Annotated in this window: 23 protein-coding genes; 14 read left to right on the forward strand and 9 right to left on the reverse strand. The window is 38.7% G+C overall.

From position 1 onward, the window contains the following. Window position 1 precedes the first annotated feature (1 nt). Genes yidD through rpmH form a run of 3 tightly spaced genes read right to left on the reverse strand, consistent with a single transcriptional unit; the run spans window position 2 to window position 750 of the window. Window positions 2–250, reverse strand: coding sequence for a membrane protein insertion efficiency factor YidD (yidD, locus tag HII17_RS04445; RefSeq protein WP_169074080.1), 249 nt, complete (start codon window positions 248–250; stop codon window positions 2–4). Continuing rightward, window positions 217–579: a ribonuclease P protein component gene (rnpA, locus tag HII17_RS04450; RefSeq protein ID WP_235938632.1), complete on the reverse strand. Its 363-nt coding sequence runs from the start codon at window positions 577–579 to the stop codon at window positions 217–219. Before rnpA ends, yidD begins: the two co-directional genes overlap by 34 nt. Window positions 580–615: 36 nt before the next feature. Further along, window positions 616–750 (reverse strand): 50S ribosomal protein L34, encoded by a 135-nt coding sequence (gene rpmH / locus HII17_RS04455; RefSeq protein WP_118959841.1) that lies wholly within the window; start codon window positions 748–750, stop codon window positions 616–618. Between the two features lie 483 nt (window positions 751–1,233). Here rpmH and dnaA point away from each other — a divergent pair, with 483 nt between their 5' ends. The 6 genes from dnaA to glyS all read left to right on the forward strand — a co-directional run bounded on the left by dnaA (window position 1,234) and on the right by glyS (window position 10,389). Then, window positions 1,234–2,595, forward strand: a complete 1,362-nt coding sequence (dnaA, locus tag HII17_RS04460) for a chromosomal replication initiator protein DnaA (RefSeq protein ID WP_169074081.1) — start codon at window positions 1,234–1,236, stop codon at window positions 2,593–2,595. A gap of 28 nt (window positions 2,596–2,623) precedes the next feature. Continuing rightward, window positions 2,624–3,727 (forward strand): DNA polymerase III subunit beta, encoded by a 1,104-nt coding sequence (gene dnaN, locus HII17_RS04465; protein ID WP_169074082.1) that lies wholly within the window; start codon window positions 2,624–2,626, stop codon window positions 3,725–3,727. Further along, entirely contained in the window at window positions 3,727–4,830 is a 1,104-nt protein-coding gene (recF, locus tag HII17_RS04470) for a DNA replication/repair protein RecF (RefSeq protein ID WP_169074083.1), read from the forward strand. The genes dnaN and recF overlap by 1 nt, the downstream gene beginning before the upstream one ends. A 5-nt stretch (window positions 4,831–4,835) precedes the next feature. After that, on the forward strand, window positions 4,836–7,271 hold the full coding sequence (gyrB, locus tag HII17_RS04475) for a DNA topoisomerase (ATP-hydrolyzing) subunit B (protein WP_169074084.1): 2,436 nt from the start codon (window positions 4,836–4,838) through the stop codon (window positions 7,269–7,271). Between the two features lie 125 nt (window positions 7,272–7,396). Next, window positions 7,397–8,314 (forward strand): glycine--tRNA ligase subunit alpha, encoded by a 918-nt coding sequence (gene glyQ, locus HII17_RS04480; RefSeq protein ID WP_169074085.1) that lies wholly within the window; start codon window positions 7,397–7,399, stop codon window positions 8,312–8,314. Between the two features lie 8 nt (window positions 8,315–8,322). After that, entirely contained in the window at window positions 8,323–10,389 is a 2,067-nt protein-coding gene (gene glyS, locus HII17_RS04485; RefSeq protein WP_169074187.1) for a glycine--tRNA ligase subunit beta, read from the forward strand. 20 nt (window positions 10,390–10,409) lie between these two features. Here the strand turns inward: glyS and tusA are convergent, their stop codons facing one another. Continuing rightward, window positions 10,410–10,658, reverse strand: a complete 249-nt coding sequence (gene tusA, locus HII17_RS04490) for a sulfurtransferase TusA (protein ID WP_169074086.1) — start codon at window positions 10,656–10,658, stop codon at window positions 10,410–10,412. Window positions 10,659–11,058: 400 nt separating this feature from the next. Between tusA and HII17_RS04495 the strand changes: the two genes are divergently transcribed. From HII17_RS04495 to HII17_RS04510, 4 genes are read left to right on the forward strand one after another with little or no spacing between them, the layout of a single operon-like run. Next, on the forward strand, window positions 11,059–12,768 hold the full coding sequence (locus tag HII17_RS04495; protein ID WP_169074087.1) for a transglycosylase SLT domain-containing protein: 1,710 nt from the start codon (window positions 11,059–11,061) through the stop codon (window positions 12,766–12,768). A 44-nt stretch (window positions 12,769–12,812) separates the two neighbouring features. Continuing rightward, window positions 12,813–14,132, forward strand: a complete 1,320-nt coding sequence (pepQ, locus tag HII17_RS04500; RefSeq protein ID WP_169074088.1) for a Xaa-Pro dipeptidase — start codon at window positions 12,813–12,815, stop codon at window positions 14,130–14,132. Continuing rightward, window positions 14,132–14,749 carry a YigZ family protein gene (locus HII17_RS04505; protein WP_169074089.1) on the forward strand — a complete coding sequence of 206 codons (618 nt, stop codon included), beginning with the start codon at window positions 14,132–14,134 and terminating at the stop codon, window positions 14,747–14,749. The genes pepQ and HII17_RS04505 overlap by 1 nt, the downstream gene beginning before the upstream one ends. A gap of 23 nt (window positions 14,750–14,772) precedes the next feature. Then, complete coding sequence (locus tag HII17_RS04510) at window positions 14,773–16,224, forward strand: TrkH family potassium uptake protein (RefSeq protein WP_169074090.1); 1,452 nt, start codon at window positions 14,773–14,775, stop codon at window positions 16,222–16,224. Between the two features lie 9 nt (window positions 16,225–16,233). Here the strand turns inward: HII17_RS04510 and trkA are convergent, their stop codons facing one another. Genes trkA through def form a run of 4 tightly spaced genes read right to left on the reverse strand, consistent with a single transcriptional unit; the run spans window position 16,234 to window position 20,440 of the window. Next, window positions 16,234–17,610, reverse strand: a complete 1,377-nt coding sequence (gene trkA, locus HII17_RS04515) for a Trk system potassium transporter TrkA (protein WP_169074091.1) — start codon at window positions 17,608–17,610, stop codon at window positions 16,234–16,236. Window positions 17,611–17,651: 41 nt separating this feature from the next. Further along, window positions 17,652–18,941: a 16S rRNA (cytosine(967)-C(5))-methyltransferase RsmB gene (rsmB, locus tag HII17_RS04520; RefSeq protein ID WP_169074092.1), complete on the reverse strand. Its 1,290-nt coding sequence runs from the start codon at window positions 18,939–18,941 to the stop codon at window positions 17,652–17,654. Then, complete coding sequence (gene fmt, locus HII17_RS04525) at window positions 18,932–19,912, reverse strand: methionyl-tRNA formyltransferase (RefSeq protein WP_169074093.1); 981 nt, start codon at window positions 19,910–19,912, stop codon at window positions 18,932–18,934. The genes rsmB and fmt overlap by 10 nt, the downstream gene beginning before the upstream one ends. Window positions 19,913–19,927: 15 nt before the next feature. Further along, a complete protein-coding gene (def, locus tag HII17_RS04530; protein WP_169074094.1) occupies window positions 19,928–20,440 on the reverse strand; it encodes a peptide deformylase in 513 nt (170 codons plus the stop codon). A gap of 115 nt (window positions 20,441–20,555) precedes the next feature. On the opposite strand from def, the gene HII17_RS04535 reads away from it, so the two are divergent. The 4 genes from HII17_RS04535 to HII17_RS04550 all read left to right on the forward strand — a co-directional run bounded on the left by HII17_RS04535 (window position 20,556) and on the right by HII17_RS04550 (window position 24,101). Next, window positions 20,556–21,740 carry a LysM peptidoglycan-binding domain-containing protein gene (locus HII17_RS04535; RefSeq protein WP_169074095.1) on the forward strand — a complete coding sequence of 395 codons (1,185 nt, stop codon included), beginning with the start codon at window positions 20,556–20,558 and terminating at the stop codon, window positions 21,738–21,740. Window positions 21,741–21,895: 155 nt separating this feature from the next. After that, a complete protein-coding gene (gene dprA / locus HII17_RS04540; RefSeq protein ID WP_169074096.1) occupies window positions 21,896–22,996 on the forward strand; it encodes a DNA-processing protein DprA in 1,101 nt (366 codons plus the stop codon). Between the two features lie 2 nt (window positions 22,997–22,998). Then, window positions 22,999–23,475: a DUF494 family protein gene (locus tag HII17_RS04545; protein ID WP_169074097.1), complete on the forward strand. Its 477-nt coding sequence runs from the start codon at window positions 22,999–23,001 to the stop codon at window positions 23,473–23,475. Between the two features lie 56 nt (window positions 23,476–23,531). Continuing rightward, entirely contained in the window at window positions 23,532–24,101 is a 570-nt protein-coding gene (locus tag HII17_RS04550; protein ID WP_169074098.1) for a DNA topoisomerase family protein, read from the forward strand. 16 nt (window positions 24,102–24,117) lie between these two features. Here the strand turns inward: HII17_RS04550 and HII17_RS04555 are convergent, their stop codons facing one another. Continuing rightward, complete coding sequence (locus tag HII17_RS04555) at window positions 24,118–25,272, reverse strand: 5-(carboxyamino)imidazole ribonucleotide synthase (RefSeq protein WP_169074099.1); 1,155 nt, start codon at window positions 25,270–25,272, stop codon at window positions 24,118–24,120. Window positions 25,273–25,278 lie beyond the last annotated feature (6 nt).

Consider the following 25,278-nt stretch of genomic DNA (forward strand, 5'->3'; position numbering starts at 1 on the left):
GTTATTTCTCTTTGTTTAATGGTGGTACGGGGTCTTCACCACCCGCATTAAGTGGATGGCATTTTAGTATACGTTTAGCTGCTAACCAACAACCTTTTAACACTCCAAAGCGATTTATTGCTTCAATAGCATAATTTGAACAGGTTGGTTGAAAGCGACAATTGTTCCCTAAGATAGGGCTTATAAGCTTTTGGTAAAATTTTACAAGCGAAATAGCTAGCTTTTGTGGCGCTGAATTATTTTTCGCCATATTTTTACCAACTGTTTATTTATGGTGGCATTATCTAGGTTATCAATACCTGATTTTACTAAAACAACAATATCTATATTTGGAAGTTCGTGTTGTTGTAAGCGGAAACTTTCTCTTGTAATTCGTTTTATTCTATTACGTTGAGCAGCAAGTTTTACACGCTTTTTGGCTATAGCAAAGCCTATTCGTGGTTTATTAATGTTGTTTGAAGTAATTAATATCGTGAAATGGCTTGAGCCAAAACGAGAAGATTTTGAGAAGACTTGTTGAAATTGACCGGGAGTAAGTAATCTAGACTCCCGGTTAAATTCGTACGTAACCATATTCATTAAGTAACGTGGTTACTTTCTCTAATTAAATAGAGATTAAGCACTAAGGCTAGCACGACCTTTTGCACGACGACGAGCTAAAACGGCACGACCGTTTTTTGTAGCCATACGTGCACGGAATCCGTGGTTGCGCTTACGCTTTAATACAGAAGGTTGAAATGTTCTTTTCATTACGCTTTTCCGTTTCGGTTGTTGTTGCCCTGGCAAAACAGCCGTTGTGAGCACACAGGTCTAAAAAAGAGGCCGAATTCTAAATAGTATTGGGCAGATTGTCAATGTTTTCCTGTAATAAATTAATAAAGGATCCTTGTAGAGATCTAGTAGATCAAAAAAATATCCACACTTTAATCACATTGTTCGAAAAATCAGCAGTTATTTAACGGTTTAAGTTTAAATATTTAAAAAATATAATACTCAGTTTTTAGGAATAAAATGCTATAAGAAATAAATTAAATGCCATTAAAACAATGTTTTAACGAATTTGGATGGATAAGTCGATTATTAAGTCTAGTTAAGCTGTTGCAACTGTGGATAACTATGGCGATAATGGATCAATTCAGATAATAATATTACTTAGCCTATCCCAAAAAACATAAAACGATCTTTAGCCTGCTTTTATGTTCTAAGAAGGAAGTATTACTCCGGGAGTTAAACTTGGATCAGTCCCTTTGGCAGAAGTGTCTTTCTGTGCTGCAGGAAGAGTTGCCAGCCCAGCAATTTAGTATGTGGATTAGACCACTGCAATGCGTAGTTGAAGATAACATTATGACTTTGTACGCACCTAACCGTTTTGTTTTAGATTGGGTTAGGGATAAGTATGTAGAACGCATTTCAACCATCGTTTCGTTAACTGAAACTAGTAACCCTCCTTTATTAAGGTTTGATGTAGGAAGTAAGCCCTCGACCGAGTCAAGCAATCAGACTATTGCTATTAGTAAAGCAGCAATTCCTGCAGAAATAAGTCCTGTTAAAGAGCCTGAAACTAATCTACCAAAAACAACTAATGTAAGAAATAAATATACGTTTGATAACTTTGTTGAAGGTAAATCTAACCAATTAGCAAGAGCTGCGGCATCTCAAGTAGCGGATAATCCTGGTTCCGCATATAACCCACTATTTATTTATGGTGGTACAGGATTAGGTAAAACGCATTTATTGCACGCCGTTGGAAATGGGATCCTTCTAAATAACCCTAAAGCAAAAATAGCTTACATGCATTCTGAACGTTTTGTTCAGGATATGGTTAAAGCGCTTCAAAATAATGCTATCGAAAAATTTAAACAGTATTATCGTTCAGTAGACGCATTGCTTATTGACGATATTCAGTTTTTCGCTAATAAAGAGCGTACTCAAGAAGAATTCTTTCATACTTTCAATGCGCTTTTAGAAGGTAATCAGCAAATTATTTTAACCAGTGATCGTTACCCTAAAGAAATTGATGGGGTAGAAGACCGACTTAAATCTCGATTTGGTTGGGGGTTAACGCTTGCTATTGAACCTCCTGAATTAGAAACTCGTGTTGCAATACTCAAAAAGAAAGCTCAGGAAAATAATGTTAACTTAGCAGATGAAGTTGCTTTTTTTATTGCTAAACGTTTGCGTTCAAATGTGAGAGAATTAGAGGGTGCTTTGAATCGTGTTATTGCTAATGCAAACTTTACGGGCAGACCTATAACAATCGACTTTGTGCGAGAAGCGCTTAGAGATTTGTTAGCGTTGCAAGACAAGTTAGTAACTATAGATAATATTCAGAAAACAGTTGCTGAATACTATAAAATTAAGGTCGCAGATTTATTATCTAAACGTAGAAGTCGATCTGTTGCTAGACCTAGACAAATAGCAATGGCATTATCTAAAGAATTAACTAATCACAGCTTACCGGAAATTGGCGATGCGTTTGGCGGTCGAGATCATACAACGGTATTACATGCATGTAGAAAAGTTAAGGATTTACGTGAGGAAACTCACGATATAAAAGAAGATTATTCGAATTTAATAAGAACACTGTCGTCTTAATAAAGGCGTTATAAAACAGGTATTTAGAATGAAGTTTTCATTAAGCAGGGAATCATTACTTAAACCGTTACTTTTAGTTTCGGGTGCTGTTGAACGTAAAAGTACTCTACCAATTTTAAGTAATATTTTATTTGATGTTGTCGATCAAACGCTTACTTTAACGGCGACAGATTTAGAATTGGAAATGGTTGCAAGCACACCTGTTAATAACCAAGGTGAAAATGGCAAGGTTACTATTCCAGCTAAAAAGCTTTTAGATATTTGTAAAAGTTTACCTGAAGACTCTTTATTGTCATTTGAGTCTAATGCAGAAGCTATCACTATAAGTACAGGAAGAAGTAAATATTCTTTGTCAACATTAGCAGCTACTGATTTTCCTAATATAGAAGAATGGAAAGGTGACGTAGAGTTCAAAATTCAAAAATCTGACTTGTTACGTTTAATAGAAAGCACTCATTTTTCTATGGCAAATCAAGATGTTAGATATTATTTGAATGGTATGTCTATTGAGACTGAGGGCAATGAAATACGCTCAGTTGCAACAGATGGTCATCGATTGGCTATTTGCAAGATTAGTAATCCGGAGCTTGCACTCCCTGCTAGACAAGTAATCGTTCCTAGAAAAGGCATTTTAGAAATTATTCGTTTGTTAGATCCCGTTGAAGAAGAGGTACAACTTTTCATGGGTTCTAATCATATTAGAATTATTGATAGTGAATATTCCTTCACTAGTAAGTTAGTAGATGGTCGTTTTCCAGATTACAGAAGAGTGTTACCTAGAAATGGTGATAAAGTGCTGGAAACAGATAAAGATCAACTGAGACAAGTTTTATCTCGTGCTTCAATTTTATCCAATGAAAAGTTCAAGGGCGTTCGTTTAAATTTCGCAAGCAGCGAATTAAAAATCACGGCAAATAACCCTGAACAAGAGCAAGCCGAAGAAGTACTTGAAATTAGCTATCCATATGAAGATTTAGAAATTGGCTTTAATGTAAGTTATGTATTAGATGTGCTAAACGCGATAAAGGAAAGTGCAGTTAAATTTACATTAGCCGATGCCAATAGCAGTGTTGTTATTGAGGGTAGTGAAACCAGTGAAGCTATTTACGTAGTAATGCCAATGCGTCTGTAATGAGTATAGAAAGTATTTACGTAAAAAATTTTCGAAACCTAGAAGAACAAAAGTTTAACCTTAATCCTCAATTGAATTTTTTTATTGGGGATAACGGCAGTGGTAAAAGCAGCATTTTAGAATCTGTTTTTTTTATAGGACATGGTAAATCTTTTCGAACAACTAAGTCTGACATGGTTTGTAATTTTGATCATGATGAATTTGCTGTACATATTAAAGATGAAAGTAACGCAAGTTTCGGTTTAAGTAAGCATCGTAGCCAAGCGAACTTTATAGTAAAAAAAAACGGTAGTAAATTGGGGAAGCTGTCAGAACTAGCGAATGATTTTGCTATTCAGATTGTTACTCCAGAAAGTTTTAAGTTGTTTTTCGGAGGTGCAAAAGAGCGCCGTCGTTTTTTAGATTTGGGTATGTTTCACGTGGAACATAGTTTTGGTCATGCGTGGAAGCTGTTTACGAAGATTCATAGACAGCGGAATGCTGTACTCAAGTCGAAGTTAACTAAAGAACATTTGGATTATTGGACGAATGAGTTTGTTGAATCATCTGAGAATCTCTCTTTATTAAGAGAAATCTATTGTAAGAAGTTAGATTCGGAATTGGAAAAATGGATAGCTATTTTGTTACCGGAAGTAGCAGATAGAGTAAGTTTAAGTTATTACAAGGGGTGGTCTAAGAATAGGTCTCTATCAGATACACTTTATGAGCAAAAAGAAAAAGAGTATCAATTAGGATATAGCCAAGCTGGCGCTCAGAAATTTGACTTAAAATTTTATGTTGATGGAAAATCCATAGAATTGAAGTTATCTAGAGGTCAACAAAAGTTGTTTTTAGTAGCTTTAACTTTCGCTCAGATGCGATTGATAGAAGAAGTTAAGCAAGTAAAAGCAATTTTATTAGTCGACGATTTAGGAGCTGAACTAGACTCTAATTCTAGGAAAAAGTTTAATACAGCTTTAAATAAGTTAAATTGTCAGGTAGTAATTACTGCAATTGATGTGGGCGCGCTAAACCCTATAATTAGCGAAAACGAAAATAAGAAAAACTACACTATGTTCCACGTGAAACATGGTGAAATTTTGGAAATAAAAGAAATAGGCTAAACGCTATGACAGTAGAAAACGATTATGGTTCGGACAGTATTAAAGTCCTTAAAGGACTTGATGCAGTTCGAAAAAGACCGGGTATGTATATCGGTGATACCGATGACGGGACTGGTTTACACCACATGGTATTTGAGGTTTTAGATAATTCTATTGATGAAGCATTAGCTGGTCACTGTAACGATATTATCGTGACAATTCATTTAGATGGCTCTGTATCCGTAAAAGATGACGGCCGTGGTATACCAACAGATATTCACCCAGAAGAAGGGGTCTCAGCAGCTGAAGTTATCATGACTGTACTACACGCAGGTGGTAAGTTTGGTGGTGAAGACTCTGGTTATAAAGTTTCTGGTGGTCTTCATGGTGTAGGTATATCTGTTGTAAATGCGTTAAGTGACAAATTAACGCTAACTATACGTCGCGCTGGTCAAGTTCATGAGCAAGAGTACCACTTAGGTGAACCTAAAGCTCCTTTGGCTGTTGTCGGAGAGACCGATGTAACAGGGACAGAAGTGCGCTTTTGGCCAAGCCCAACTACTTTCTCTGATATAGAATTTCACTACGATATATTATTAAAGCGTATTCGTGAACTGTCATTCTTAAACTCTGGTGTATCTATTAAAATAGTAGATGAAAGAGAAGAAGATAAAAGTGAACATTTCCATTACGATGGTGGTATTCAGGCATTTGTAGATTATTTAAATACCAATAAAACACCGGTAAATGAAGAGATATTCTACTTCGATTTAGAAAGAGATGATGGCATTACAGTAGAAGTTGCTATGCAATGGAATGATGGTTTCCAAGAAAACATATTCTGTTTTACGAACAACATACCGCAACGTGATGGTGGTACTCACTTAAGTGGTTTTAGATCTGCTTTAACTAGAACGCTTAATAGTTACATGGTTAAAGAAGGCCTTAATAAAACTAAGAAAGGCGAGACTAACACTTCTGGTGATGACGCTCGTGAAGGCTTAACTGCTGTTATTTCCGTTAAAGTGCCTGATCCAAAATTCTCATCTCAAACAAAAGATAAGCTAGTTTCTTCAGAAGTAAAAACCGCTGTAGAACAAGCGATGGGTGAGAAGCTAGGAGAGTATTTATTAGAGAATCCTTCGACAGCTAAAACTATCTTAATGAAAATCATCGATGCAGCTCGTGCTCGTGAAGCTGCTCGAAAAGCGCGAGAAATGACTCGTCGTAAAGGTGCTTTAGACATTGCCGGTTTACCAGGTAAGCTTGCTGATTGTCAGGAAAAAGATCCTGCATTATCTGAATTATATATTGTGGAGGGTGACTCTGCAGGTGGTTCAGCTAAACAAGGTCGAAACCGTAAGAACCAAGCAATTTTACCACTTAAAGGTAAGATTCTTAACGTTGAAAAAGCACGTTTTGATAAGATGATTTCTTCTGCGGAAGTAGGTACTTTGATAACTGCACTAGGAACGGGTATTGGTAGAGATGAGTATGATCCGGAAAAGCTTCGTTATCATAGTATCATTATCATGACCGATGCCGATGTCGATGGTTCACACATTCGTACGTTATTACTGACTTTCTTTTATCGTCAAATGCCTGAAATCATGGAACGTGGTCATGTGTTTATTGCCCAACCACCACTTTACAAAGTTAAAAAAGGTAAGCAAGAAAGATACATTAAGGACGACGAAGCGCTAACAGAATATTTAACTACTTTAGCTTTAGAGAATGCTGAAATTCATGTTAATGATTCTGCTCCTGCAATATCTGGTATTGCATTAGAGCAATTAGTAAATCAATTTAGAACGACTAATGAAACGATTACCAGAATTTCGCGCCAAATCCCTGAAGATATTTTAGAGAAAATGATATATAGCTCTCAAATGTCTATTGCAGATTTTAGTGACGAATCTAAAGTTAACACTTGGAAAGATGATCTACTTGGCTTATTAGAAAGTCAGGAAGGTAACGGCTCTATCTATTCTGCAGAAGTTAAACATGATTCAGAACGAAGCATTTACTTCCCTGTGTTTAATGTTCGTCAGCACGGTATTGATAAGCAATATAACTGTAACTACGATTTTGTACATTCAAAAGAATTTGAATCTATCATGTCATTAAATAAAGCCATTAACGGCCTTATGGAAGAAAGTGCTTATGTTAAGCGTGGCGAAAAAGTTAAGCCAGTTGCTACATTTGAAGAAGCACTTAACTGGTTAATGGCGGAATCAAAGCGTGGACAATATATACAGCGTTATAAAGGTCTGGGTGAGATGAACCCTGACCAATTATGGGAAACAACAATGGATCCTGAAACACGTCGTATGCTTAAGGTAACTATTGAAGACGCTATCGCAGCGGATCAGTTATTTAATACCTTAATGGGAGATCATGTAGAACCACGTCGAAACTTTATTGAAGATAACGCATTAAAAGTTTCTAACTTAGACGTATAATACGTAATATCTTACTAAATATTATGCCCGGTAATCGAATCGGGCTTTTTACTATTCGTGTTTTAAAGTTTTTACTCTAATGCATGACTAAAATGAACAAATTTATTAATTCAAAGTAACTATCAATGGCTAACTTTAATATCAAAACATTCCAAGGCCTAATCTTGCAATTACAAGATTATTGGTCACGCCAAGGTTGCGTCATCATTCAACCATTAGATTTAGAGGTTGGTGCTGGAACATTCCATCCAATGACTTTCCTTCGTGCTGTCGGCCCAGAACCAATCAGTAGTGCATATGTACAGCCTTGTCGTCGTCCTACAGATGGTCGTTACGGTGAAAACCCGAACCGATTACAGCACTACTATCAGTTTCAAGTCATGTTGAAGCCTTCTCCTAAAAATATTCAACAGTTGTATTTAAATTCATTAGAAGAACTGGGTATTGATACTTTAGTTCATGATATTCGTTTTGTTGAAGACAACTGGGAATCACCAACACTTGGTGCTTGGGGTCTAGGTTGGGAAGTTTGGTTAAACGGAATGGAAATTACACAGTTTACCTACTTTCAGCAAGTGGGGGGACTAGAGTGTGCCCCTGTTACTGGTGAAATCACATATGGTTTAGAACGCCTAGCTATGTATATTCAAAACGTTGATAGCATTTACGATTTAGTGTGGACCGACGGCCCTATGGGTAAAGTACTTTATGGCGATGTATTCCATCAAAATGAAGTTGAGCAGTCTACATATAACTTTGAGCATGCAGATGTTGATGCATTATTTGGTCAATTTGATCAATGCGAAAAAGATAGTCAAAAACTTATTGAAGCAGGTTTACCATTACCCGCTTATGAGCAAGTAATGAAAGCTTCTCATGCATTCAACTTATTGGATGCTCGCCATGCTATATCAGTAACAGAGCGCCAACGTTACATTTTGCGTGTACGAACACTAGCAAAAGCTTGTGCTGAAGCTTACTACAACGCCCGAGAAAATTTAGGATTCCCGATGTGCAAATCAACAGCAGAGGGAGAAGTATAATGGTTGATATTAAAAACGAAACTTTATTGGTTGAACTTGGTACCGAAGAATTACCACCTAAGGCATTAAGTAAACTTGCTACCGTATTCTTTGAACAACTTAAGTTGCAGCTTAATAAGGCAGAAATAGCATATGGTGATATCAAGTGGTTTGCTTCTCCACGCCGCTTAGCAGTGCAAGTACAGGCTTTAGAAGCCAAGCAAGCTGATAAGGTCGTTGAGAAGAGAGGTCCTGCAGTTAATATTGCCTTTGATGAAGAAGGCAATGCAAGCAAAGCAGCACAAGGTTGGGCTCGTTCTAATGGTATTACTGTAGATCAAGCTGAACGAGTTAAGACTGAAAAAGGTGAATGGTTACTCTATAAAGCGACTCAGTCAGGAAAATCAGTTTCAGAGCTAATTCCTGATATGGTAAATAACGCATTAAGCAAACTACCTATACCAAAACCAATGCGCTGGGGAAGTGAGCGCACTCAATTTATCCGTCCGGTACATACTCTTACTATGATGTATGGTAGCGAAGTGATTACTGGGTCAGCATTAGGTATTAACTCTTCTAATCAATTACAAGGCCATAGATTTCATCATCGTGGATTAGTAGAGTTAGATCACGCAAAAAATTACGAAAGCGTACTAGAGTCTGCTTACGTCATTGCTGATTATGACAAACGTAAGCAACTAATCTTAACTCAGGTTGAAAAGGTTGCTGCAACTATCAAAGGAAACGCGATTATAGATCCTGGGCTACTAGAAGAAGTTGTTAGTATTAATGAGTGGCCAGTGACCTTAGTTGGTACTTTTGATGAAGACTTCTTATCAGTTCCAGCTGAACCTTTAATCTATTCAATGCAGGACCATCAAAAATATTTCCCTGTTCGTGATGAACAAGGTAATTTAATGAATAAGTTCATATTTGTTGCAAATATTGAATCTAAAGAACCTCAACAAGTAATTCTTGGTAATGAAAAAGTTATTCGTCCACGTTTAGCTGATGCGGAATTTTTCTTTAAAACCGATAAAAAACAAACACTTGAATCTAGATTGTTAAGCCTTGAATCAGTGTTATTTCAAAAACAACTGGGCACGTTAAAGGATAAGTCAGAGCGTATTGCTGAGCTAAGTAGTTTTATCGCTAAACAAATTGATGAAAGCCACGAAGATGCCTTTAGAGCAGGGCTGTTAAGTAAAACAGACCTGATGTCGGAGATGGTATTAGAATTCCCACAAGTACAAGGTACAATGGGTAAATACTACGCAAGACACGATGGTGAGTCTGAATCTATAGCGCAAGCGTTAGAAGATCAATATCGACCTCGCTTCGCCGGTGATAGCTTACCAGAAGCTAACATAGGTTGTGCGGTTGCAATTGCTGACAAAGTAGACACGTTAGTTGGTATTTTTGGTATTGGACAGGCGCCAAAAGGGGACAAGGATCCATTTGCTTTGCGTCGTGCTGCTATAGGCCTAATTCGAATCATTATTGAAAAACAATTACCTTTAGATATTGCCGATTTAATTGCCCATAGCCAAACACTATTTGGTGACAAGCTAACAAATAGCAATGCAGCGCAAGATGTAATTGACTTCGTAATGGGCCGTTTTAGAGCTTACTTTGAAGAGCAAAACATTAGTGTTGATGTAATTCAAGCAGTACTCGTTAATAAACCAACAGCGCCATTGGACTTTGAAAAGCGTGTTAAAGCCGTAGCACACTTTAAATCATTACCAGCATCTGAGACATTAGCTGCAGCGAACAAACGTGTTGGAAACATTCTTGCTAAGTTTGAAGGGGAGCTTACAAGCTCTGTTAACAAAGACTTGCTGCAAGAGGAGGCAGAACAGCAGTTAGCGAAAGTATTTGAAGACGTTAAAGTTACTATTGCGCCTGCGATAGCTGACAAAGACTATCAATTTGCGTTAACAACGCTTTCAACTATCAAAACTGAAATAGATAATTTCTTTGAGCACGTGATGGTTATGGCGGAAGATGAAGCTGTAAAAATTAATCGTTTAACCATGCTTAATGAAATCCGCAATAGCTTCCTAGCCATTGCCGATATATCATTGCTTCAATAAACAAATTAGAAAAGGAGGCTTTAGCCTCCTTTTTTTATGATATAAAAATAAGGCGTTTGCTCTGTAGATTGTTTTACAAGTTCATGTTCCATAAAGCGGCAAAAACTTGGTACATCTCGTGTCGTTGAAGGATCATCTGCTTTTACCAATACAGTTTCATTAGTATTCATTGTTCTAATGATTTTACGCACCATCATTACTGGCTCAGGGCATCTAAGTCCCATGGCATCGAGGAAGTAATCTGTATTTTCACTGCTAAATTCAGTCATTTACTTTAAACAAAATATTTAAACTCTAGTTAAAGATCCTAACTTATTCACGATAACCAAGGAAGCTTTGCGGCTTAAAAACTCCTTTTCTACAACTAAATTTTACTTTAAATGATATATCCGCTTGCATTAGAGCAAAGAGCGTGAATAATTCTATTTATAACGCCTTTTTATTTCTTATCTTATGCAGACAGCGCGCCTTCGAAAATACCTTTTTATATCGCTAACTTTTTATTTCTTAATTACTGGAACAAGCGTTGCAAAAGATAATCATGTCCAACGAGCGAATTTTTTAAAGGCTGAAAAACAAGTTTGGCAGCCTAATTCACCGACGTTTATAGCGTTATATAATCAACTCCATTTTTATCCGCTACAGCCATACTTAGATCAAAAGCGCTTAATGGACAAAATAAGACTGTCTGATGCACCTGAAATAGAAGCTTTTTTGGCAAAATATCAAGGAACTCCACTGGATTGGCCATTGAGAAAAAAATGGCTAAATTATTTGGCTAAAAGAAAACGGAAGGCACTCTACCTCAAATTCTTTGTACCCAATAGCAATGCAAGATTTAACTGTTTAAAACTGAATTACCAGCTAGATGCGGGCCTACCAGAAAGCGTAGTCTTGAAAGAAGTTACACAATGGTGGTTGGTGGGTAAATCTCAAGATAAAGCTTGTGATCCGTTATTTAAAAAGTGGCAAAAGTCAGGTTATCAGACTGCTGATGTTGTATGGCAGCGCTTAGCATTGGCTGCTGATGGTGGTAAACATACCCTAATTCCTTATTTAACAAGCCTTTTGCCAAAAGAAGAACAATATTTAGGACGTCTTTGGCATAAGGTTAGAAGAGACCCTGCATATATCTCCAAATTTTCACGTTTTAGCCACTTTAATGAAAAGGAAACGCAAATAGTTGCTTATGGTTTAAAGCGCTTAGTGTGGCGTGATCCTAACCGGGCTATTAGTACCTTTAATAATGCAAAGAAAAAGTTTCCTTTCAAACCTTCTCAATTAGCGTACTTAAATTCTCGATTTGCATTGGCATTAGCGAGTAAGCAACATAAGCAAGCTGATTTTTGGTTAGATCAAGTCTCTGATGAATACCTAGATACTAATTTAGTACAATGGAAGCTTGCTAATGTATTGAAATCCAAAGACTGGCAAGCGGTCATGTCTACCTTATTAGCCTTACCAAAGTCGAAGCAAGAAAGTCCACAATGGCAGTATTGGTATGCTCGCAGCTTAGCTGAAACTGGACAGTCAGATGTAGCCAAACAGCACATGGCAAAGCTTGCTACGACTAGACATTACTATGGTTTCTTGGCTGCCAATCAACTTCAACTACCCATTAACTTAGCTCACAAACCATTAAACTTTAGCCAGGATATTAAACAAAAAGCCTTTGAGCATCCTGCTGCTAAGCGAGCTTTTGAACTTTTTCATATTGAACGATACAGTCAGGCGCGTAAAGAATGGAATTATTGGCTATCACAATTACCAGAGTCTGAAAAATTGGTAGCGGCAATTATTGCTTATGAAGAAGGTTGGTTTGATAGACCGATATTCACCTTAGCTAAGCATGGCTATCTTGATGACGTAGATTTGAGATTTCCTATGGCTTATGCCGAAGACATAAACAGTTACTCTAAGAAGCATGATATAGACGCTAGCTGGGCATTTGCAATTGCGCGTAGGGAAAGCTCCTTTATGCGTGATGCTCATTCTTCTGCTGGTGCCAAAGGCCTAATGCAAATTATGCCAGCCACTGCAAAGCAGCTAGAGAAAAGAACAATTTCAAATAGATACTTACTTAATGCAAAAAATAATATTAATTTAGGCACCAAGTATTTAAAGCGGCTACTTAAACGAAACAATGGTAATACAATTTTGGCTACCGCTTCATATAATGCTGGACCATACAGAGTGAAACAGTGGTTATCTAAAGCGAAAAATCTACCAGCAGATATTTGGATAGAAACTATTCCATTTAAAGAAACACGTGACTACGTGAAAAGTGTTTTAGCTTATCAGCAAATATATCAAACAAAGTTAAATACAAATTATCAATCGCCATTTAAAGGGCTATTAGAAATGACAATTAGCCCTTAAAATATGCAGTAATAAAGCGTGTACCACACAATAGAGAACAAGTTATGACCAGTTTGGCAAATTTATATCCTGCACATATTAATGAGCTGCAAGTCCGAGCAAAGAATGTGCTAGCCCGTGAAAATATCGATGGGCTCGTTATCCATTCGGGTAAAGAACTTAAAATATTTTTAGATGATAATTCCTACCCTTTCAAAGTAAACCCGCACTTCAAGCATTGGTTGCCTTTGGTCAACATTACCAACAGCTGGTTGATCATTAATGGCATCGATAAGCCAACGCTTATTTATTATCAGCCAGTAGATTTTTGGCATAAAGTAGAAGTGCTAGAACAAAGTTATTGGAATGCTTTTTTTGAAATCAAAGTTATTACTAATGCTGCTGAAGTAGATTCATTATTACCCTATGACAAATCGAATTACGCTTATATCGGTGAACATATCGAGGTAGCGACAGCGTTAGGTTTTGAGCAAATTAACCCAGAAGGTGCGCTTAACTATCTACATTTTCATCGAGCTTACAAAACGCCTTATGAACAACAATGTATGCGAGAATCTAATGCAAAAGCTGTAGCTGGTCATAATGCTGCTAAAGCTGCATTTATGTCTGGCGAGAGTGAATTTGAAATTCAACGCGCATATTTGCGAGCAACTAGCCATAATGAAAGTGAAACACCATACGGAAATATTGTCGCACTAAATGAAAATGCCTCCATTTTGCATTACACGGCACTAGAAAGAGCAAAACCTGCAGCACACCGTTCATTTTTGATTGATGCAGGAGCTAATTTTCATGGCTATGCATCTGATATCACGCGCACTTACGCCTTTGAACAAAATGACTTTGCTGCCTTAATTACACGTATGGATAGCTTAATGCTCAAAGCTGTCGATGGTTTAAAACCGGGTAAAAGTTACGTTGATCTGCATATAGAAACTTATCAAGAAATCGCAAAGGTATTAGCTGAGTTTAATCTTATAACGACTAGTGTCGAGTCTGCTGTTGAAGCAGGTATAGTTTCAACATTTTTCCCGCACGGGTTAGGCCATCATTTGGGTTTACAAGTTCATGACGTAGGTGGCTTTATGGCTGATGAAAGAGGCACTCATATAGATGCTCCTACTCAACACCCGTTTTTGAGAACTTCTCGAACAATAGAAGTTGATCAAGTATTTACAATAGAGCCAGGCTTATATTTCATAGATTCGCTATTAGCTGATTTGAAAAATGGTGAGCATAGTGCAATGGTTAACTGGTCAAAAGTCGAAGAATATAAACCATTTGGTGGTATTCGAATTGAAGACAATATTATTGTTCATCAATCGCATAATGAAAATATGACTCGAGACCTTAAGCTCGATTAATGTCTAGCTATCCTATAGTAACTAATAAGTTCATGTATGAAACGACTGTTAACCGCAGTCGTTTTCTCTGTTTTATTTTTCCCTGTGTGTCTTATCAAGAACTAAAAATACAGCTTAATCAGCTTCGTGTTGAACACCCCAATGCTAATCATCATTGCTATGCGTTTGTCAGTGGCGCACCAACGGATAGCCAAAAATATGGGTTTTCAGACGATGGCGAGCCCAGTGGCACAGCAGGGCGCCCGATGTTAGCTGTGCTGCAAGGCAGTAATATTGGCCAAATAGGAGCGATTGTTGTTCGTTACTTTGGTGGGGTTAAGTTAGGCACTGGCGGTCTACAACGTGCATATGGCGGTGCTGTACGTGAAGCATTAGCACTTGCTGAAACAGAGTTGAAAGTGCCAATGACGGAAAAAATCCTGCACTGTAGTTACCAACAGGTTTCAGATGTACAACATATAGTAAAAACTTGTAGCGCACAGATTCGACAGGAAGAATATCAAGAAATTGTAAAATTTGTATTGGCTATCCCTGACGATCAACTTAAACTATTTGAACAACAACTGCTTACCATGTCTTGTGGTTCACTAGAACTTAGTGAACTTATGCAGAAATAAGCATATTTGCCGAAGAAGAATAAGTGCAATATAGAAACATCATTCGTATTTTAGGTCTTTTAGTAACGCTTTTAAGCGTTACTATGCTTCCGCCTGCCTTAGTTTCTCTTATTTACCGTGATGGTGGTGGTGTGTCATTTCTAATGGCATTCCTCTGGTGTCTATTCATTGGTGGCTTTATGTGGTATCCCAATAGAGCACAAAAAGGAGAATTAAGGGCAAGGGAAGGCTTTTTGATTGTTGTGTTATTCTGGACCGTTCTGGCGAGTTTCTCTGCAATTCCTTTGATGTTACTAGATGAACCTAATCTATCTGTTTCTGATGCATTCTTTGAATCGTTCTCAGGCTTAACGACCACTGGTGCGACGATACTCACCAATATTGATGTATTACCACATGCTGTTCTCTTTTATCGCCAGCAATTGCAGTGGTTAGGTGGTATGGGGATAATTGTACTGGCTGTTGCAGTATTACCAATGTTAGGTATTGGTGGGATGCAGCTTTACCGTGCAGAAACTCCAGGCCCAGTAAAAGATTCCAAAATGACCCCCAGGATAGCTGATACGGCAAAACACCTTTGGTATATATATCTTTCATTAACCATAGCCTGTGCAACGAGTTATTGGCTTGCTGGAATGTCAGTATTTGATGCTATTTGCCATTCATTCTCGACAATAGCTATTGGTGGATTTTCTACCCATGATGCCAGTATTGGTTACTTTAATAGCCCAGTTATAAATTTAGTGTGTGTCTTCTTTCTAGTGATTGCTGGCGTTAACTTTGCGTTGCACTATGCTGCCGTACAAAGTCGCTCAATTCGTAGTTATATTGCCGATCCGGAATTTAAGGTTTTTATTGCTATTCAAATTATTCTTACCTTAATTTGTTTTACGGTATTAATGTCTGCAGGGGTCTATGGCGACGCTGAACAAGCATTAGATCAGGCATTATTTCAATCGGTGTCTATTAGCACAACAGCTGGCTTTGCAACGACGTCTTTCGCAGACTGGCCAACGCTGTTACCACTACTACTAATTTTCTCAAGCTTTATTGGTGGCTGTGCAGGTAGTACTGGCGGTGGTATGAAAGTTGTTCGTGTTGTTTTGCTTTATCTTCAGGGTATTCGAGAACTAAACAAATTGGTTCACCCCAAAGCAGTGTTTACCATAAAGTTAGGCTCGAAAGCTTTGCCAAATCGTGTTGTTGAGGCTATTTGGGGATTCTTTTCAGCATACGCAGCCGTTTTCGTGATTTGTATGTTGCTACTGTTGGCATCGGGTATGGATGATATTAGTGCCTTTACCGCTGTCGCAGCATGTATGAATAACTTAGGCCCGGGTTTAGGCGAAGTCGCTTCGAATTTTGCTTCGATCAGTGATTTCAGCAAATGGGTGCTTATAGTCGCGATGTTATTTGGTCGACTAGAAATATTTACGTTGCTTGTATTATTTACGCCGGCGTTTTGGCGTGACTAATAGGTTTTACTAGAAGTAAATAACACCTACTTGGAACAGTTTTTCGACATCTGAAATATATTTCTTATTCACTAAGAATAAGATCACGTGATCTTCTTCCATAATCACCGTATCTGAATGTGCAATAACCACCTCTTCTCCACGAACAATTGCACCTATCGTTGTACCTGGAGGTAGTTTTATATCGCGTATTTCTCGACCGACTACTTTTGAAGAATGTTCATCCCCTTTAGCGACTATTTCAATAGCTTCTGCTGCGCCACCACGTAAGCTGTATACGTTTTTAATCGTACCTTTGCGTACATGGGTTAATAGTGCAGAAATTGTTGCGTGTTGAGGTGATATGGCAATATCGATGGTGCTGCCGTGAACTAAATCAACATAAGCATCACGTTGAATCAGCACCATTGTTTTTCTTACACCTAATTTTTTCGCTAAAAGTGAAGACATAATATTAGCTTCGTCATCGTTAGTTACCGCGATAAACACATCGAATTGATCGATATGCTCTTCAAGCAGTAGCTCCTGATCGGAAGAGTCGCCAGTAAAAACTAATGTATTGTCTAACTCTTGTGCTAATTGTTTAGCGCGTTCATTTGAACGTTCTATCAATTTAACTTGATGATTTTTTTCTAATATTTTTGCAAGTCCTGCACCAATGTTACCACCGCCTGCAATCATAATTCGGCTATATGCGGGTTCAAGCTTTTGTAATTCATTCATTACCGCGCGTATATGTACACTGGCTGCTATGAAAAAGACTTCGTCATCTGCTTCGATAACCGTAGTGCCTAGCGGTCGAATAGGGCGGCCATTTCGGTATATTGCCGCTACGCGTGTATCCACATTAGGTATATGTTCTTTTAGTGTAGAAAGCGCATGACCTACTAGTAGACCACCGTAATAAGCTTTAACCGCTACTAAACTTACCTTTCCGCCCGCAAATTCTAGTACCTGCAGTGCACCTGGGTAATCTATTAAATGGGTAATATCTCGAGTGACTAACTGTTCAGGAGCTATAACGTGATCCACTGGAATATGATCTTTGTTGAACAACTCATCTTTACGTTGAACAATTTGTGAAGAACGGATACGTGCAACCTTTTTAGGGGTGCTAAACAGCGTATAGGCTATCTGGCAAGCAATCATATTGGTGGCATCATCGTTCGTAACAGCAATAATCATATCTGCATCATCAGCACCAGCATTAGCTAAAACTTCTGGGTGGCATCCTTGACCGGCAATGACTTGTAGGTCGAGCTTGTCTTGAAGTTCGTGTAATTTTTCGCTGTCGACGTCGATTAGAGAAATATCATTTCGCTCGCCCACTAGGTTTTCTGCTAGTGTGCCACCGACTTGTCCTGCGCCAATAATTATTATTTTCATGCTTAAAATTGCTGCGTTTAATGTGCTTAATTAGCTGGTGCTTATTTGGTTTTTACCAACTTTGCATAGTAGAAACCATCCATATCTTGCTCACCAGGAATAAGCTGCCAACCAAGACTACCTTGATATTCTGGTAGTTCTACCAACTCAGCATCTGTTTGGGTTGCTAAAAACTGCTGAATTTGTTCACTATTTTCGTCTGGTAATATACTACATGTAGCGTATAGCAAAGTACCACCGGGCTTTAACAATGACCACATTTTTTTCAATATTTGAGCTTGGAGATCCACTAACGCTTTAATATCGTCTGCTTTTCTCAGCCATTTGATGTCCGGGTGTCGTCTAATTACGCCAGTGGCAGAGCAGGGCGCGTCGAGTAATATTCGGTCAAATAGTTGGCCATCCCACCATGATTCAGGGTTAGTCGCATCGCCGGCGATTAGTTTTGCTTCAAGCTTTATCCGGTCAAGGTTTTCTTGTACTCGTACTAAACGAGATTCATCGACATCGATCGCTGTCATTTGCTCAATATCGGGCGTGAGTTCCAACATATGGCAGGTTTTGCCGCCCGGAGCTGCACAACAATCAAGAACAAGGTCGCCAGGCTGACAACCCAATAGGCGAGCGCTTTGCTGTGCTGCTGCGTCTTGCACTGACGCTGCACCCACATCAAATTTAGGTAACTTATTAACGTCAATGGCACTAGCCAATTTTAATGCGCCTGATTTCTCGTCCTGATCTGCTATTTCAATTTCTGATGCTTCAAGCATTTTAAGGTATTGAGAAGCATTGAACTGGCGATTATTTACCCGTAGCCACATAGGTGGGCGTGATTGGTTTGCAGAGAGTATTGATTGCCAATTGTTTGGATAAGCTGATTTCACTTTATTAATAAACCATCCAGGGTGGTTATAATTAACAGGCTCAGTAAGTGAGTTGGTACTTACTTCAGGGTTTCTCTGATAACTCCTAAGAATAGCATTTACCAAGCCTTTGAGGTGACGACACTTGATGTTGCCAGTTGCAGATACTGTTTCATTGAGTGCTGCATGGTCTGGAATACGCGTGTATTTAAGTTGATAAATGCCTACCAAGAGTAAAAAGTGGCAGACACGTTGCTTACCCTTTAATGGTTTATCCATTAAATGGCGAACATGGTTTTCTAATTCTGGTAAGTAACGCAGTACACCATAGCAAAGCTCTTGTAATAGGCCTTTATCTTTACCTTCTACTTTGGCTGCTTGTTTTGGTATTTCTTCCGCGAGGCTTCTACCTTGATCGACAACAGCAAAACAAACTTTTGCTGCTAGTGCTCTTAAGTTTACTGACATGATTTACCTGTGATCAGATTGCCTACTTTAAACCAGTCAGCACGACTATTGAGTACGTCTTGAACAGCCATCGCTTTCTTCCCTGGTAATTGTAAGGTTTGTATCAGTAAGGCATTTTCACCAGTAGCCACCAAAATACCTTGTTTATCAGACGATATTATTTCTCCCGGCTGATACTCTGAGGTGTCTTTTTTGATGACTCCTACTTGATGAACTTTAATAGTATGTAACTTATCTGCTTGCTCTAAAAACTGAAAATAGCTTCCCGGCCATGGTGTAAAGGCTCTTAATTTGAGATCAATTTTATTGGCAGCTAATTGCCAGTCTATTTCTGCTTCAGCTTTATCAAGTTTTGCAGCATAGGTTGCCTCACTATTGCGTTGAGGAACGCGAGGGTAATCACCACTTGCCATTAAAGCCAAAGTGTCAATTAACGCTTTTGGACCAAGATCTGCAAGCTTTTCATAAAGACTAGCGCTAGTGTCGCTTGCCAAAATAAGGCAATTAGACTTTAAAATCATGTCACCTGTATCGAGCCCTTCATCCATTTGCATGATGGTAACGCCTGTTTCTGGATCGCCAGCCTCCAATGAACGTTGAATGGGTGCAGCGCCTCGCCATTTCGGCAGTAATGAGCCATGAACATTAATACAACCTAAACGTGGTGCATCTAATATTACTTTAGGTAAAAGTAAGCCATAAGCAACAACGACCATTACGTCAGCATTGAGTTGTTTTAATGTTTCTTGATCTGCAACATCTTTAAAGTTCTTCGGTTGATAGACCGGTATTTCATGGCTTAGTGCTAATGTTTTAGTTGCACAAGCTGTAAGTTTTTTGCCTCGGCCGGCTGGTTTGTCTGGTGGACAAAAGGTAGCAATTACTTGATGTGGTGAATCAATCAGCGCTTGTAAATGCTTAGCCGCAAAATCTGGCGTACCAGCAAAAATTATTTTTAATGGCTTAGTCAATGGAGTTCCTTGAAATTAGGCTTTTGCCGCTAAACGCGCTTCTTTTTCTATTTTAGCTTGAATACGCTTACGCTTAAGAGGAGACAAATAATCTACAAATAATACGCCAGCTAAGTGATCGAGTTCATGCTGAATACAAATGCTAAGCAATTCATCACCATCTCGAGTAAATTCATTACCTTCGCGATCAAGTGCTTTTACCGTAACTGTTTCATGACGTGTAACTTTTGCGTAACATCCTGGCACCGATAAACAACCTTCTTCATTGATAAACGTTTCACCGCTTTTTTTAATGATTTCTGGGTTAATTAAGGTGATAGGATCACTTTTATCTTCGGTGGTATCCATAACGACAATACGTTGATGAATATCGACTTGTGTGGCGGCTAAACCTACGCCATTTTCTGCGTACATAGTTTCAAACATATCATCAACAATTTTACGAATGTCATCATTAACTTCGGTAACTTGTTGGGCTTTTGTGCGTAATCTTTCGTCTGGAAAGCGTAAAACTGATAAAACGGTCATAATTTTTACAAATAAATAGCGATATTTTAGATAGAATGTTATGTTTCAATTTTAGCCATTAAATAACATTAATAATAGTGGTTTGAAGTTTTTGTATAAAATGGACAAGAGTAGCATGATAAAAAAAATTATACTCTCAGCGACATTCTTCACTTTACCTTGGTTGTCATTCGCCGATGAGCTTCAGATAAATGAAGGGGCGCCGAATACCTATATTGTGGAAGAAGGTGATACGCTATGGGACATTTCTTCAATATTTTTAGAACAACCTTGGCTATGGCCTCAACTGTGGCGATTAAATCCAGAAATTAGCAATCCACATCTTATTTATCCGGGAGATGTGCTTAGATTAGTCTATGATGATGAAGGCGAACCTCAACTTGTCGTTGAAGAAGAGCCTGAATATATCGAAGAGATAATCGAAGAACCTGTCGTGGTTGAAGAAGTTATCGAGGAGCCAGTAATTGTTGAAGCGCCACCGCGCGAAAAGCCAACGTTGAAGCTTTCTCCAAAGGTAAGAAAACAGGTTAAGAAAACGCCTATTACAACATTACCGCTTCATGTAATTGCACCGTATGTGAAATATGATCATTTATTAACGCAAGCGCAAGTCGATACATTACCGAATGTAATTGGCAGTGATCAGGGTCACAAATCAAGTTTGGATGGCTTTAAAGTCTACGTTAATGACGACTTAGTATTAGGTAAATCGTACGCTATTTACTACATTGATGACGAAATCATTGATCCAGAGACGGAAAAATCTCTAGGCTTTAACGTTAAACTAACAGGTACTGCTCAAGCAATTCGCAGTGGCGATATGGCTAAACGTCGTCCAGGTACGTTACTCGTAAACTCTGCCAATCGCGAAATTCGATCAGGCAATATTGTTATGCCAATTAATGAAGGTCAGCTATTGCCGTCATTCTTTACTATGCAAAAAGCCGATGAATCAGTTAGAGGGTTAATTGTGAAAGCATCTAGCGATAACCGAGAGTTTGGTAAGCTAGAAGTAATAATGATCAATCGTGGTGAAATGCACTCTGTAAAAGTAGGGGATATTCTTACTATTCAGCGTAAGAGCCCTGCAGTTGTAGAAACTAAAGACGGCCCACAATATAAAGCGAGTTCATCTCGTTGGGAGAGAATGTCGGCAGATCCGGAATCGGAATATGACATGCCCGAAGAGCCGCTTGGACAAGTTATGGTGTTCAAGGTTTATGAAAACGCAGCTATGGCATTAATCATGAAAACGAATAAGCCAGCAAGATTATTGGATAGCGTAGCAGCGCCTCAATAGTTCTTTTAATAAATTGAAATAAAAGGCATATCAACTATACCTATAGTGATGTGCCTTTTTTGTATCTGCAGGTTTTGATTTAAGGAATAACATTACGGAAGAGCAATAAAGCCCAAACGCATATTATCAGCCAATTTTTCTTAGGGAGAAGATAAATGGTTAAGGATGAATACCAACTATGGTTAGCACTTAAACTTGTACCAAGACTTTCCATTAAGAGAAAACTTGCCCTTGTTGACACATACGGGATTGTAGGTTTATTTCAATTAACTACTAATCAACTTAAATCGATAGGGCTCAATAACAAACAGATCTCTGCGATAACGCGACCTGACAGGGTTTATATCGATAATATACTTAATCAAACAGAACAATTTAAAAGCCAGCTTATTCATTTCGGCAGCCCAAGCTACCCTAAATTATTGAAAGAGATATATGATCCACCGTTATTACTGTGGGTTAAAGGAGACACTCGTTTATTAAACCTAACTCAAATCGCGATGGTAGGAAGTCGTTCAGCTACGGGCTTAGGTAGAGAGTTAGCTATGCGGATATCGTCTGAACTAGCTAATGTAGCTGTGGTAACTAGTGGTATGGCATTAGGAATAGATGCGGCATGCCATCAAGGTGCACTTGCTGTGAGCGGTAAGACTATCGCTGTTATTGGAACTGGAATAGATAAAATTTATCCAGCTCGTCATAAACCTTTAGCAAAATCGATTGTCGAAGAAGGTGGAGCTATTGTAAGTGAGTTTATCCCCGGTACTCATGCTAAGCCTGGACACTTCCCACGAAGAAATAGAATTATCAGTGGCTTAAGCTTAGGGACCGTCGTTGTTGAAGCGGAAATAAAGAGTGGTTCACTGGTTACTGCTAAAATTGCCTTGGAGCAGAATAGAGACGTTTTTGCTGTCCCTGGTTCGCCAGTAAACCCTATGGCCTCTGGTTGTAATCAGTTAATAAAACAAGGTGCTAAATTAATTGATTGTGCAGCCGACATAGTGGAAGAGTTGGGAATAGCAATACCAACCAATTTCAACAAACAACCAGTCGAAAAAAGTGTAAAAATTCGCGAACAGGGGTTGTTAAATGAGACATTGTTAGCTAGTGTGGATTATGAGGTCACTCCCGTAGACATAGTGATTTCCCGGAGTAAACTTCCCACAGATGAAGTGTTAACCCGGCTAACAATGCTAGAGCTTAGAGGTCTGGTATCTGCGGTACCTGGAGGCTATCTTCGATTACATAGGGGGTAATTATGTTCGATATACTTATGTATCTTTTTGAGAACTATATCCACTCTGAAGCAGAGATCATGGTTGATCATGATGAGCTAACTGATGAGTTAACTCGCGCAGGCTTCCATCAAGATGAAATATATAAAGCGCTAAGTTGGTTGGAAAAACTAGCGGATTTACAGCACAACGATGAACACCCTTATTTGACACGCTTAACAGGCCCTTCAACACGTATTTATACTGCACAAGAGGTGCAACGTTTAGATACAGAATGTCGAGGCTTTTTAATGTTTTTAGAACAAGTGAATTTGCTTGATGTCACCACTCGAGAAATGGTTATTGATAGAATAATGGAACTTGATACTAAAGACTTCTATTTAGATGACCTTAAGTGGGTTGTGCTAATGGTATTGTTTAATGTACCAGGCCATGAAAAAGCGTACTCACAAATGGAAGACTTAATTTTTGATGAGCGACCGGATGGACCGCTTCATTAAGTTTTAAGGATTCTTGTGGCATAATGGTGGTAATTCAACTTTGAGTTATTACCTTTATGTCACAATCAGACGATCCACTTTTTACTCAACATGAGCATGCATTGGAGCATGAGTACGGCGTGTGCCCAGAATGCGGCAGTGAAGTCTCGGTTAAAAGAGGAAAGTCTGGGCCTTTCATTGGTTGTGATAATTACCCTAACTGCCAATATACTCGTCCAATAGTTGAGCACGAGAAAGTAGAAGACCAAGTCTTACCCGGTACAGAGTGCCCTGAATGTGGCTGTGAGCTGGCGGTAAAACAAGGTCGATACGGGATGTTTATTGGTTGTACTAACTATCCAACTTGTCATCATATTGAACATGAAAATGAAGTTTCAGAAGAAACTAAAACAGCTAAATGTCCGCAATGTAAATCAGGTAAGTTAACCCCAAAAACCACACGTTACGGTAAAACATTTTACCCTTGTGATAATTACCCTAAATGTAAATTTGCGGCAAACCATGAACCGGTTAACGGTAGTTGTGAAAAATGTGGTTTCAGTTTATTGCTGAAAAGACAAATGGCGGCAGGTGAGAAGTTACAGTGTGCTGATAAAAAATGTAGTCATTTTCAATCAACACACTAATACCGACTATTAGTGATTAATCGGTATTCTTAGATAAAGCGTTAGCGTATTGCTGAATGTCTGCAAACGCACGACTTGGCAGTATGTTAGCCACTTCTGCTAAACGTTCTGTAAGTTGTTTGTTGGTCTGTGCTGACACATTTATGTGTCCCATCTTACGACCAGCGCGCTTTGACTTTCCATACCAATGCAATGTGACACTTGGAATCGACAAAATTTCATTAGGTACTGTATCTTCACCCAAAATATTGATCATTGCCGTTGGGCGCACTAAGTCGCCGTTACCAAGCGGTAACCCACAAACAGCACGTATATGGTTCTCGAATTGACTAGTATCTGCGCCTTGTTGAGTCCAGTGACCAGAGTTGTGAACACGTGGGGCAATTTCGTTAACCAGTAATTGATCGCCTACTTGGAAAAATTCTATGGCAAGTACGCCTACATACTCTAGAGCATTAGCTATTTTATCAAACATTAGCTGTGCTTGAGCTTGCAATTCTACAGCTGTTTCTAACGCTACAGATACGGTTAAAACGCCATCGGTATGATGGTTTTCAGTAAGTGGATAAACCTTTGTATTGCCATGAACGTCACGCATTCCAACGAGTGATACTTCTCGATTAAAAGGCACCATTTGTTCAGCGACTACAGCGTGCTTAACGCCTTGCTCCCCGCCCGCGAAAAAGGCCTCTATATCTAACCAAATATCGTCAGCGTGTGCTTTATCTTTTAATCGCCATTGACCTTTACCGTCATAGCCAGCTAAAGCGCTCTTTAAAATTAGTGGTAATTCTAGTGTTGCAAGCGCTTGGTCAAAATCAGATTTATTTTCTATTATCTTGTGCTTGGCGTTTGCGACGCTTGCATTTTCAAGCAATTGTTTTTCTAGGCGACGGTCGCCACCTGTTTTTATTGCTTGGCTACTAGGTTTTAATTTTCCTGACGCCTCACACTTTGCCAAAACATCATGTGCTATATGTTCAAACTCTGCCGTAATAGTATCGGCAAACTCAATACCTGCAGATAAATCACCATATTGTAATTCAGTATTTAATGGATCGACAACAGATGCACTACCCACATCATATGCTCGAATTTGAATATTTAATGGTTTAACAGCAAGTGCCATCATACGTGCTAATTGGCCTGCACCTAAAACAAGTACGTTCATTGAATT

This window comes from Thalassotalea algicola (assembly GCF_012932965.1).
GTDB classification, from domain to species: domain Bacteria; phylum Pseudomonadota; class Gammaproteobacteria; order Enterobacterales; family Alteromonadaceae; genus Thalassotalea_F; species Thalassotalea_F algicola.